We start from the raw sequence: 12,264 nt of genomic DNA, 5'->3' as shown, positions 1-12,264 counted from the left end.
TCCATGCTTTTAATAAAGGGGAGGCTTCCAAAATGATCCTAGAAGTCATTGCAACAAGCGTACTGGATGCTAAGCTGGCTCAGGAGCATGGCGCTGCCCGGATTGAACTCATTTCCGGCATCGCCGAGGGCGGGGTAACGCCTAGTTATGGATTGATAGAGCAGGTAGTGAAAGCGGTCGACATCCCCGTCAACATAATGCTGCGACCGCACGCGAACAGCTTCCTCTACGATGCCGACGACTTGGCCGTCATGTTAAGGGATGTTCGGGTCATCCGGGAAAGCGGGGCAGCGGGAATCGTGATGGGCATGCTGGATCGGGATAATCGGATCGATACCGCGGCCTTGGAGATTCTCCTGAACGAAACGGGAGCTTTAGCGGTAACATTTCATCGCGCGTTCGACGAACTCGAAGACCAGGTCGCGGCATTGCGGTTGCTAAGCGGTTATCCGTCGATCCGCAAGATTCTGACCTCGGGCGGTAAGCCCAACGTTCTCGATGCCATACCAGAAATCGCGGAGTTGGTCAGGCTTAGTGAGGGACATCCTGTCGAGATCGTTGCGGGAAGCGGGCTGAACGTGGAAACGCTGGACGACTTCATCAAGACGACTAAGGTCAAGGAAGTTCATTTGGGCACGGGAGTAAGAGTAAACGGCCGAAGCCTTGAACCGCTTGATCCGATTAAGCTGCAAGCAGCAGCCGCAATCGTTAACCAATATTAATAATAACGAACATAGACGGAGGGATTCGGATGAATAAATTGTTGGTTCAAGAGTCTAGAGGCGAATTGGTCGAATGCGAATACGAAGGACACATTTGCGGAATTTCCTACTCGGGAGAGGTGTTATATAAATTCGGCAATCCCGAGCATGTGACGTTCATGCGGTCGGCCGCCAAACCGATTCAAGCGATTCCGGCATTCAGGCAGCAGATCGGCGAGCGCTACCCGTTTACCGACAAGGAGCTAACGATCATGACCGCGTCTCATCGCGCGGAAGCTTACCAGGTTCAAGCATTGGAGTCCATGTTGGGCAAGATCGGAATCGGCGAGGATGAATTGGTTTGCCATTCGACATATCCGCTTAACGCGCAAGCAAGACACGAGTTGGTCGCGCAAGGCAAACCGGAACGCCACCTTTACCACAATTGCTCGGGCAAGCACCTCGGCATATTGGCGTATTGCAAGAGCAAAGGGTATAGCACGGAGGGATACGCCGAGCCGAATCACCCGGTTCAGCAGGAGATATTGGCAACGCTAGCGATGTTGGCCGAGTATCCTGCTGATCAAATCGTGATCGCAATAGACGGATGCGGATTTCCCGTCTTCGGATTGCCGCTACATGATATGGCTAAAGCTTACCTGAAGTTCGCATGTCCGGAACTGATCGAGGACGACGCAACTCGCGCGGCCGTCGAGCAAATCGGGAAGCTGATGAACGAGAACTCCGAGATGGTGTCGGGTACGGGGCTCATTTGCTCGACTTTGCTCAGGGATTCGAATATCGTGGCCAAAGGCGGAGCCAAGGGAGTATATTGCTTCGGGCTGCGCAAGGAAAAGCAGGCATTCGCCCTTAAGGTGATGGACGGTTCGGAAGAGAAATGGCCGTTGATCGTGGCATCTATTCTGGAACAAATCGGCTATGACCGCCAGGAGACGATTGACAGCATGTACGAACTCTGCCCTAGACAGTTTACGAACGGCAATGGCACGATCGTAGGTACGAATAAAGCCGTATTCGAATTGGAGTTGCTAAGTTAAGCGGCTCTTATCGCAAAAGACGCACCCGCGAAAACAGCCGTGGGTGCGTCTTTTTCAAGTTCTATTCAGGTTTCGGGAGCTTGTAAGTAACTTTAGTTCCCTTGCCAGGCTCGCTATTCAGCGAGATTCCATAATCGGTACCGTAATGTAATTCAATTCTCTCTTGTACGTTGGCAAGTCCGATATGTTCCGTGAGAGAACCGGTATCGCGAAGCTGCAAGTGAAGTTGAATTGCGGCCAGATCGGCCGGGGAAATGCCTTGACCGTTGTCAGATACCTCGATGATCATATAAGCGTCCTTCTCGCAGCCGGAAATCTCGATGCGGCCCTCGCCGGGAATCATCTCCAGACCATGGTAAATCGCGTTTTCTACGATCGGCTGAATGATCAGCTTCGGAATGCGGTAGTCGAGCAATCGATCCGGAATGGAGACTAGCAAGCTGAATTTATCGTCGTAACGGATTTGCTGAATTTCCACGTATCGGACGATCTGTTTCAATTCATCTCGCATGGGAACGACTTGTTCGCCTGCCGATATGCTGTAACGGAACATTTCGGATAACATTTTGGCCATTCGGGACAGCAACGGAACTTCTTCGATGACGGCGATCGCATTCATGGAATCGAGCGTGTTATACAAGAAATGCGGATTGATCTGCGAATGAAGGGCTTTTAGCTGCGCCTCCTTGCGGGTAATTTCCGACTTGTAGACATTGTTTACGAGCGTATGGATTTCTTCAGTCATCCGGTTGAAGCTCCGGGTTAATTGTCCGACTTCGTCCGTGCTTTGTACGTCCAGCTGAATGTTGAAGTCGCCGGACTGCACCTTCTTCATTTTCTCCTGTAGCGTACGGAGAGGCTTGATGATCCGCTTTGAAACGTAGTTGGAAATGATCAGGGCGATGATCAGAGCAAGGAATCCGATCCCGATCGTAATATCCCGGTACTTGTTGGAATTGCTTTGAATGCTGCTCAGAGGATCAAGCGTTACGAATCGCCAGCCGGTAGCATCCGAATAGGTGGAGCTAACGAACATGCGCTGGCCGTCGATATCCATCCAACCCGAGGAATCTCCGCGTATTCTTTCTCCGTCTTTCCATTCTTGCCCGATTCGTTCGATAGCGCTGCTATAGACGATCTCGTTATCCGCGTTCAGGATGATGACGTCGTTCAGCTTGAGGCCTCCCAAAAGCCTGTAGATGTCCATAACGCTAACATCGATGACGATACCGCCAAGATTGGCGCTTCCTAACGTGTTATTGATTTTCCTGACGAGAGAAAACGTATACGGGCTGGCGGCGGAAGAAGGAATGAAGTAAGAGCGCTTGAAAGGACCGGCGACGCGTACTTCGCCCTGAAGTGCAAGCGTTTGGACGTACCAGGGCTTATCGCCGAAGGACTCCCCGACATATAGCGGATCTCGCTGAATCATCGTTCCGTCCGAAGTAACGATCGTTACGTTATGGATTTCTCCCTTGATGCCCATATATCCGTACCACTCCGCGAATTGCTGGAATAGACTCGTTTTCCAATGGATTTGTTCGATTATGTCGGTCGGCATGCCCTTGTTCAAGAGTTGCTGAATTTCACCCGTATAGATCGCCCTGCTATACAACTCTATCGAATTGAAATATTCCTGCAAATTCTGGGATAGCACCTTCATCTCCAGCAGCCGATTTTCCTGCGTCTGCTTTTTGGTGATGCTTATGGTGGAAACATAAAGTATGCTGCCCAGGATGAGCAAGGGGATCAGGATGACGACGGAGTAAGAGAACAGGAGCTTGCTCTGCAAGCTATTGTTCAACCCGGCAAGCTTCGACTTAATCAAGTTTCGAATCCTCCTTGTACTGAAGAGGGGTGACGCCGGTATAGCGCTTGAATAGCTTACGGAAATATTTCAGGTCTTGATAGCCGCATTGTATCGCGATATCGCTGATCTTACCGTTCGTGTTGGAGGCGATCAGCCATTTCGCATGCTCCATTCGCAGCTGGGTCAAATATTCAAGGAAATTACGGCCGGTATGTTGTCGGAATAACGTACTGAAGTAGCCGGGGCTCATGTAATAGGTGAGAGCGAGATCCGTTAAGTTGATCGTTTGGCGGAAGTTCGCGTCAACGAACGTTTTCGCTTTTTCGATGGCTTCTTTGACCTTCTTGATTTGAGACTGCGGCTCCATGTCCAGGCTACGGCTGAAATAATCGCCGACGATCTCTCGTCTAGCCTCGATTCCGGCGACGTACGGAAGCTTCTTAGCGATCTGGAATGCATCCAAGTAAGCTTGCTCGTTAATCAAGCCGGTCTCGAACATTTCCTTGGCGCCCCGTAATAGGACATAGGGATAGATGCTTTCGATCCAATCGGTCTCGCCTGTTGACCGGCCTTGATAGCTGCCAAGCTCTTCAATTTTGCTCAAAATCGCCGATCGGTTTCCTTGCTTCATCAGGATGAACCATTCGCGCTCCCAGGTCGCGTTCAAGGGGAGAACGGAGGGATTCGAGGAAGCATGCGCTGCCGGTATATTCTCCTGTCCGGTTATGTTCTCGGGCAAGCTGGCCTGAAGCGTGTAAGCGTCGTAAGCTTTGGCTAACGACTCTTTCAGCCGATCGATCCCAAAAACGACCGTTCCGATTCCGGCTAGCTGGTAGATTTCCCGATCCGATAACATCGTCCGGAGAATACAATCGACTTCGCTCACAACCCCTTCGGATCCCGCCGCGACTAGCGAGTAACAATTGCCTCTCGTACGAAACAGGAATATCTCGCATCGGTCAGAGAGGAATCGAAACCACCCGTTTACTTTGTTCTTGTCCGCTTCGCAGTCGAACATCGCCGCGAAAAAGCAATTTTCCTGGTCGGGAAGACGAATGTCCGACCAATCCTCAATCATTTGTTTTTCCTCGTCGTAAGCGCCTTCAATCAGCAAGTGAAGAAATTGCTCACGAGTCTTATGCAATTGAGTGGCAGCGAGATTTCGGGCGTCTTGGGTTTTCTCGATCAATTCTCTTAGCAACGTATTAAGCTCCAGCTTATCGACGGGCTTCAGCATATAATCCGCGACGGAAAGATGAATGGATTTGCGCACGTAAGCATAGTCATCGAAGCCGCTTATGACGAGAAACGCGATGTGAGGATACAATTCCTTGGCCTGCTCGATGAGCTGCAACCCGTCTAACACAGGCATCCTCACGTCCGTGATGACGACGTCGACTTCAAGCTCGTTCATCGTTTCAAGAGCTTCATACCCGTTCGAGCACTCCCCGGCCAATCGTAAACCGAGCTTTTCCCACTCGATCATTTTGATTATCCCCGCACGGGATAACCTTTGGTCGTCCACGACTAATACTTTCAAGAATCCTCACCCTCAGTTCTTGTTGTGTCCTGTCCCTTAAAAATATGGACTAGTATATCACAACTTTTCGGGCAGGTACGAGAGAGATAACCGCTTGCAAAAAATGTCCCCCTTTAAGTTCAAAGATCGTCTCCTATACTCGTAAAGCGTTTTCACTTAAAGTTTAGAGTATCGATTGGAGGTCACAACATGACAAATTCAGCAGGGTTTCTCCGCAAGCATTGGAAGGGTTACGCGTTTTTGATTCCGATATTCCTCGTTCTCGGAACCTTCAAATACATTCCTTTTTTTAACGCGGTGAAGATGTCGTTCTACGACTGGAACGGGGCTAACGTGAAGGAGTTCATCGGTTTCGACAACTTCGCGCGCTTGTTTCGGGACGAGACGTTCTATGCCTCGTTGAAGAACATCGGAATATTCACGGCGAGCGGAATAATCATCCAGCTAACGGTACCGCTCATCGCGGCAGTCCTCGTTTTCCACGTGAAGAACATGAAGCTGCAAAACTTGCTCAAGGTTTGGTTCGTCATCCCGCTGGTTATTCCAAGCATCGTAATTTATCTGACCTGGCAATGGATTTTCGCGGGGGAGTACGGCGTGCTTAACCAACTTCTCGAAGCGATCGGACTCGAGTCTTGGACGCACGCTTGGTTAGGAGAAAGCAAGACAGCAATCTGGTCGATTATCTTCGTGAATTTCCCATGGATCGGCGGAATTACGTTCTTGCTTTATTTAGCGGGTTTGATGTCGATTTCCAGCGAGCTTTTCGAGGTCGCCAGGCTGGACGGCATGAACGCATGGCAACGGTTTATCCGCTTGGAGCTTCCGCTCGTTCGCAGCCAAATTAAGCTCGTTATGGTATTAACGATCATCCAACAAATTCAAAGCTTCGAGAACATTCTCGTATTAACGAACGGAGGACCGGGCGATAAAACGATATCTCCGGCATTGTACCTCTATACGAAAGGCTTCTCTTACAGCGAGATGGGTTATGCATCCGCGATCGGGCTCGTCCTGTTCATTCTTTTGCTTCTTCTGACTTTGATTAACAACAAGTTCGTCAAAAACACAGATAAAATCGACTAAGAAGGTGGAAAATATATGAACAAGAAGCTATTGGCAGCGCCGCATTTCGGTTCCCTGGCTATCTTGCTAGCGTTGACGCTTTTCCCGTTTTATATGCTCATCGTCAGTTCGCTCAAATACACGCAACAAGCGATTCATAATTTCTGGGGCGTCTCGTTTCCTCTGCATATGGACAACTACTCGGTTGCTTTCAAGCAGATCGGACCTTTCATAGGCAACACGGTGCTGATTTCTAGCACGATCGTCATAGGCGTCGTTTTGATTTCTTCGCTAGCCGCTTATTCGTTCGTTCGGTTCGACTATCCGGGCAAGCAACTGTTCTTCGTGCTTATCCTTTCGCTCATGATGATTCCGGGTTACTTGATCCTCATTCCACAATTTTTGCTCGTTCAAAAGCTGGATATGTTGAATACGTACCAAGGCCAGATTTTCCCGCCGATGGCTTTCGGAGCCGCGATGGCGACCTTTCTGATGAAAACCTTCTTCGAAGGCATTCCCAAAAGCTTGATCGAGGCGGCCGACATGGAAGGGGCCGGCGAGCGGCAAATTTTCATCAAGATCGTCATACCGCTTTCGCTGCCGATTATCGCGACCGTAGCCATCATCAATTTCCTCGCCGGATGGAACAACTATATTTGGCCGCTCGTCGCGACGAACGGAGATTCCGTAAAGCCGGTTATTCTTGCGCTCAGCACGATTACGGGGAACATGGATCAAGGCGTGGGAGTTAAACTCGCGGGATATATTATTTCTTCGATTCCGCTGCTATTGCTTTTCGTCGTCGCTACCAAACCTTTCATTTCCGGGGTAACATCCGGAGCCGTAAAGGGTTAGGATAGAAAAACAGAAGAAAAAGAGGTGGTTTGCATGTTTAAGAAGAAAAACGCTCTACTATCGTCGGGTCTCGTCTTGAGTATGGCTCTGTCGATATTGAGCGGATGCGCTTCGGGAAAATCCGGCGCAAACCAAGATTCGGATTCGTCAGCAGGAACTGCAGCCAAGTCCGTGAATCTGACGTTCGCGGTCGAAACTCCCAAAGACGAAGAAACGAAGCAAGTATGGCAGGAAATTATCGACGGCTATACGAGCAAACACGACAATGTCAAAATCAAGCTCGACTATGCGCCGAACGATGGGGATTCCTTCAGAACTTGGCTAACGACGGGTTTGATCGGCGGCACGTCACCTGATATTATTCCTAGCCGTTATACTTGGACGCACGAAGATTTGAATAAGGATCTGCTCGTCGATCTGACGCCGGAGTATGACAAACCGAACCCATATGCGGGCGACAAAATTTGGAAGGACACTTTTAACCCATCCATTCTGAACGAAATGAAAAACCCGACTTCGGGCAGCATTGCGGGCATTACGCTTCAAACTTTGTCCATTCGCGTGTTCTATAACCAGGATCTGTTCGCGAAAAACAATCTCGCCATTCCAAAAACATGGACGGAATTCCTCGACGTTCAAGCCAAACTGAAAGCCTCCGGAGTAACGCCGTTCGCCTTCGCGAACTCGAAACCGGGCGATAACCATTATTTGTGGGCCGTCAACATGATGACGAATCAGATCGCGGCGGAGAAGGTCAGAAAATACGACTTCAATAATAATAGACAGCTAGAATTGAACGAAATCGCGGCAGCGGTAGACGAAGGCGCCGTTAACCTGGAGTCCTCGGATTGGACAGGCTACATGCCGATCATGAAGGATTGGTCCCAGTATTGGGCGAAAGGCTACAACGCCATGAACGGCGACGCGGCGAAAGAAATGTTCCTAAGAGGCGACGCCGCAATGGTGATGGCCGGCAACTTCGAATTGAAAACGATTCAAGATTCCAAAGCCCGCAATTTCGAATACGGCACGTTCGCATTGCCGTATTTGACCAAAGAGCAAAATCCGAACGCGGCCGAGAAGAACTACGAGCTTGGCGGATATCCGGACCTCGTGTTCGCGATTCCCAAAAAAGTAACGGGCGACAAGTACGCCGCGGCAGTAGACTTCTTCATGTACTTATCGTCTCCGGAAGTGGCAACGATCATGGGCAACAAAATGTACGTCGCGACGACGCTTGCCAACGTCGACTTGCCGGCGAATCTAGACGGATTCAAATTCGTGGGCGATCGCATTTTGGTTAACTTCTACGCGGCTCACATCGATAAGAAGCTGAACGAAGACTTGGTGAAAATCGGCCAATTGTACTTGGAAGGAACGATTTCGGAAGAGAAATATAAAGCGGAATTGCAAAAAACGCTTAAAGCGGATATGAAAACCGTTCTGGGTACGAACAATTGGAGCAAGGAAAACGGCTACGGTACCAAATAAGGATAGGTTAACGGACTAACGGACAACGAGAAGATCATAGGAGGGAGGAGCGTCCTTCAGGGCTGTTCCTCCTTCCCTATATCGGACCCCCATGAGAAGGAGCTTATCATGACTACGAATAATAACTGGTTTCGCGAGAATATCAGACAGGTTCATATAGATTTTCATATGCCGGAGTTTCCGCGCGACGCAATCAACAACTTTAACGCTCGTGAGTTCGTCTCGCATTTCGTCAAAGCGAAAGCGAACGTGATCGGAGTATTTACGAAATGCCACTTCGGCAACGCGTTCTATGATAATTCGGTAGGACATAAGCACAGCGGACTGAAGGAAGATTTCTTCGGGGAAGTTCTGGCGGAAGCGAAGAAGCACGATATCAGGGTAATCGCGTATTATTCGCTCGGGACGGACGCGCATGCCGTGCTTCACAATCCGGATTGGTATCAGGTCGATGAGCACGGCAAAGTACGGGGAAGCGAAGGCACCGTGTGGGAATTGCCATGCATTAACAGCCCTTACCGCGAAGAGCTTGTCATCCCTCAGGTGAAGGAAATTACCGAAAAATACGAGATGGACGGATATCTCTTCGATATTCCTTATCTCCATAATCACTTTTGTTTTTGTACTTACTGCAAGAAAAAATTTCTCGAGGAGCACGGTCAAGAATTGACGCCGGAGCTTCTGCGGACGAATCGCGAGCTCGTCATCGGCTTCGGTATCGATTCCGCCGCCCGGTGCATGAAGGAAATCCACGACGCGATCAAGAAAATCCGTCCGGAGGTGCTCGTCAATTGCAACGGAGCTTGGCGCATGGGAGAACCGGCCTCGGTTAACGAGACCAGCGATTACGGTTTATGGGAGTCGCAGCCGTCGGCCACCGGTTCGTTCTTGGGACACTCCATCCGCGCCCGTCACATTCGGACGTTGGATGTTCCCGTGCAGATCATGACCGTCCGTTTCACGGAAGGATGGGGCCTTATGTCTTGCAAGACGGCCGAACAATTGAAGTTCGAGTTCGCCTGCATTATGGCAAACGGCGGAATCATTAATATCGGCGACCAGGTCATGCCGGACGGATCGCTGCAGAGCGGAGTATACGATATCATAGGCGAAGCGTTTTCCTTCGTGAAAGAAAGAGAAGCGTATTGCATCGGAGCGAAGAGCGTTCGCGGTATCGCCGTCATCGCCGACAATACAAGCAATTGGTATCACGACAAGGACGACTCGGCGACATTCGGTTCGGCGAAAATGCTGATCGAAGGGCATCATCAATTCGACATCTATTATAACGACGATTTCCCGGATTTGACGGGTTATCGCGCGGTTGTTCTTCCCGAGAACGTAAAGTTAACTCAAGAATCGATCGATCGTTTGGATGCGTTCGTTCGCGACGGCGGATTGCTTTTAGCCGAAGGAGCCGCAACTTATTCCAAGGAAGCGAAGGATTTCGGACTTGCCGAGGCTCTGGGCTTGCATTATTTGGAGCGCACGCCGTATCCTTTCGCCTATTTCACGGAAAACGAAGAACTATGGAAGGGCGTCGCGAGAATTCCTCAGCTCGTGGAAGGGGAGTTCATCAAGACGATTCCGACGACGGCCGAAACGTTAAGCCTGATCCAATGGCCGCTAACCGTGCCGGACGTTAATCGCGCATTCCGACATCCGATGCCGCCGGCGGGAACGATTAGCGACTTCCCGGGAATCAGCGTGAACCGTTATGGAAAGGGCACTGCCCTATACGTGGCAGCTCCGGTATTCCGTACCTATTGGAATAGCAACCACTTCTGGGTAAGACGTATCATAACGAATTTGTTGGATAAATACGATACGAATAAATATTTCGAAGTAACCGCTCCCGTACATGTCGAAGCGAATCTGATGGAGAAGGACAGCAAGAAGATCCTGCATTTGATTAATTTCCAGAACATTCATGCGGGCGAGAAGAGCAGCTCGTTCTACGATCCAATCGAATGCATTACGCCGGTGCACGACATCAAGGTAAGCATAAACGATAAGCGTATTCGGTCGGTTACGCTGCACCCGGATAACAAGCGGTTGGTTACGGAAGCGACGGAGAAAGGGATTCGCTTTACGGTTCCCAAAGTCCATATTCACGCAATGATAGAATTAAGCGAAGCGTAATCCAGATTAGAAGACGGAGGCGATTGTTTCATGAACAGTATCGTTATCGTATGCGACACGTTAAGGAGGGATCACTGCGGTCCTTATCATCAAGGACGCCCTCTGAATCAGGTGTCGAGCGCGGAGCAGCAAGAATGGGTCGTTCCTACGCCGAACATGGATCGCCTAGCGAAGAAGGGGATCGTATTCGACAACGCTTATTGCGGTTCGACGCCATGCATGCCGGCGCGAAGAGACATTTATACGGGGCGTTACGAGTTTCTAGAACGAGGGTGGGGCCCGCTCGAAGAAGAGGACCTGGATTTGCCTAGGCAAATCTCGGGTCCGCCTAACCAGTCCCTTTCCGAACAATTGAACAACGGGAATCCCGTCAGCTACTTCATCACGGATCATTTTCACATGTGGGAGCAAGGTGCGGGTAACTATCATATGGGGTATACCGGCTTCGAGTTTATTCGCGGGCATGAAGCAGATGCATGGAGGACGGACCCCGTCGATTTTCCTTGTCCCGATTCCGAGCGGCAAACGAAATTGGAAAGACATTTCCGTAACGTACATCTCACGCGCAAGACCGAGGAAGATTATTTCTGCGCCCAGATGTTCACGAAAGCCTCGGAGTGGCTGGAAGCGAACCATACGCATAAGGACTTCTATCTGCACTTGGATTGCTTCGATCCGCATGAGCCGTGGGATCCGCCGGAGGAATACGTCAAGATGTTCGATCCGAGAGGTTACGACGTCGAGCGGTTTATCCCGCAAGCTCCTTACGATGAATGGCACAAGCACATGACCGAGGAGCAGAAAAACCATGTGCAAGCCTGTTACGCGGCTAACGTAGTTCTAGTGGACAAGTGGCTGGGCAAGCTACTCGATAAGATGGACGAGCTCGATCTATGGAGCAATACGATGTTTATATTTACGACCGATCACGGCACGTATAACGGCGATCTTGGCCGTACGGGGAAGCTGCAGACGCATCAATACGACGCCGTTTCCCACATTCCCTTCATTGTAGCTTACCCATACGCGGGACATGGTACGAGAAGAGATCAATTAGCTCAGCTCGTCGATATATACCCGACCGTATTAAGGGCAACGGGCAAGACTTGCCCTCCCGATCGGCACGGGCTCGATCTGACTCCCGTATTCGAGGACGAGCGTGCGCCTTTACGGGATTACGCGATCAGCGGCATGTTCGGCAAGAGCGTCACCGTCACGGACGGACGCTGGGCGCTCCATCAATCTCCTAATGCGGACAACCAGCCGTTGTATTGGCACGGCGCGTGTTTGGCCAAATTCATCCCTTACGATCTTGGACCCTACCAAGACGGGACAAGAGCGGTTAACGATTGCGCCTCATGGCCGACTCCGACATGGTTAAGCGATAAGAACGTCGATCCAAGCGAACGTCTTAATTTGATCGACCGGCAGCCGGAACAGGCTAAGAAGCTGCGACAAGCTTTGAAAGAAACGTTAATCGCGCTTAAAGCGCCGCCCGAGCAATTCGAAAGATTGGGACTAGGGGATTAAACCGAATTAAACGAACAAGACGAGCGACCGCCCTTGCGGTTGCTTCGTTGCGGTTCACGACGGCAAGAGGAA

At 50.4% G+C, this 12,264-nt stretch carries 9 protein-coding genes; 7 read left to right on the top strand and 2 right to left on the bottom strand.

Features of this window, described 5'->3' with window-relative positions; translation table 11 throughout:
* Positions 1–32: 32 nt before the first annotated feature.
* Positions 33–722 carry a copper homeostasis protein CutC gene (locus tag D7Z26_RS05135; RefSeq protein WP_120974974.1) on the top strand — a complete coding sequence of 230 codons (690 nt, stop codon included), beginning with the start codon at positions 33–35 and terminating at the stop codon, positions 720–722.
* 29 nt (positions 723–751) lie between these two features.
* Positions 752–1,759, top strand: a complete 1,008-nt coding sequence (locus tag D7Z26_RS05130; protein ID WP_120974973.1) for an asparaginase — start codon at positions 752–754, stop codon at positions 1,757–1,759.
* 61 nt (positions 1,760–1,820) lie between these two features.
* Here the strand turns inward: D7Z26_RS05130 and D7Z26_RS05125 are convergent, their stop codons facing one another.
* Together D7Z26_RS05125 and D7Z26_RS05120 are read right to left on the bottom strand one after the other, a co-directional pair.
* Positions 1,821–3,587, bottom strand: a complete 1,767-nt coding sequence (locus D7Z26_RS05125) for a sensor histidine kinase (protein ID WP_120974972.1) — start codon at positions 3,585–3,587, stop codon at positions 1,821–1,823.
* Positions 3,580–5,109, bottom strand: a complete 1,530-nt coding sequence (locus D7Z26_RS05120; RefSeq protein ID WP_120974971.1) for a response regulator transcription factor — start codon at positions 5,107–5,109, stop codon at positions 3,580–3,582. Before D7Z26_RS05120 ends, D7Z26_RS05125 begins: the two co-directional genes overlap by 8 nt.
* A 189-nt stretch (positions 5,110–5,298) precedes the next feature.
* Between D7Z26_RS05120 and D7Z26_RS05115 the strand changes: the two genes are divergently transcribed.
* The 5 genes from D7Z26_RS05115 (at position 5,299) to D7Z26_RS05095 (ending at position 12,192) form a co-directional block, all read left to right on the top strand.
* Positions 5,299–6,195, top strand: a complete 897-nt coding sequence (locus D7Z26_RS05115; protein ID WP_120974970.1) for a carbohydrate ABC transporter permease — start codon at positions 5,299–5,301, stop codon at positions 6,193–6,195.
* Between the two features lie 15 nt (positions 6,196–6,210).
* Positions 6,211–7,029, top strand: a complete 819-nt coding sequence (locus tag D7Z26_RS05110) for a carbohydrate ABC transporter permease (protein WP_120974969.1) — start codon at positions 6,211–6,213, stop codon at positions 7,027–7,029.
* A 33-nt stretch (positions 7,030–7,062) separates the two neighbouring features.
* The gene (locus D7Z26_RS05105; protein WP_120974968.1) at positions 7,063–8,520 is read left to right on the top strand and encodes an ABC transporter substrate-binding protein; all 1,458 of its coding nucleotides are present in this window, start codon (positions 7,063–7,065) and stop codon (positions 8,518–8,520) included.
* Positions 8,521–8,628: 108 nt separating this feature from the next.
* Positions 8,629–10,662 carry an alpha-L-fucosidase gene (locus tag D7Z26_RS05100; protein WP_120974967.1) on the top strand — a complete coding sequence of 678 codons (2,034 nt, stop codon included), beginning with the start codon at positions 8,629–8,631 and terminating at the stop codon, positions 10,660–10,662.
* Between the two features lie 30 nt (positions 10,663–10,692).
* Positions 10,693–12,192: a sulfatase-like hydrolase/transferase gene (locus D7Z26_RS05095; protein ID WP_120974966.1), complete on the top strand. Its 1,500-nt coding sequence runs from the start codon at positions 10,693–10,695 to the stop codon at positions 12,190–12,192.
* Positions 12,193–12,264 lie beyond the last annotated feature (72 nt).

This window comes from Cohnella endophytica (genome assembly GCF_003628305.1).
GTDB lineage: Bacteria > Bacillota > Bacilli > Paenibacillales > Paenibacillaceae > Cohnella > Cohnella endophytica.
The sequence above is the reverse complement of the archived record's forward strand: the minus strand, read 5'-3'. Positions and strand labels throughout refer to the sequence as shown.

Coding starts and splice junctions, on each gene's coding strand:
- D7Z26_RS05095 (WP_120974966.1), top strand. CDS start 10,693: ATGAACAGTATCGTTATCGTATGCGACACGTTAAGGAGGGATCACTGC.
- D7Z26_RS05130 (WP_120974973.1), top strand. CDS start 752: ATGAATAAATTGTTGGTTCAAGAGTCTAGAGGCGAATTGGTCGAATGC.
- D7Z26_RS05135 (WP_120974974.1), top strand. CDS start 33: ATGATCCTAGAAGTCATTGCAACAAGCGTACTGGATGCTAAGCTGGCT.
- D7Z26_RS05115 (WP_120974970.1), top strand. CDS start 5,299: ATGACAAATTCAGCAGGGTTTCTCCGCAAGCATTGGAAGGGTTACGCG.
- D7Z26_RS05100 (WP_120974967.1), top strand. CDS start 8,629: ATGACTACGAATAATAACTGGTTTCGCGAGAATATCAGACAGGTTCAT.
- D7Z26_RS05105 (WP_120974968.1), top strand. CDS start 7,063: ATGTTTAAGAAGAAAAACGCTCTACTATCGTCGGGTCTCGTCTTGAGT.
- D7Z26_RS05110 (WP_120974969.1), top strand. CDS start 6,211: ATGAACAAGAAGCTATTGGCAGCGCCGCATTTCGGTTCCCTGGCTATC.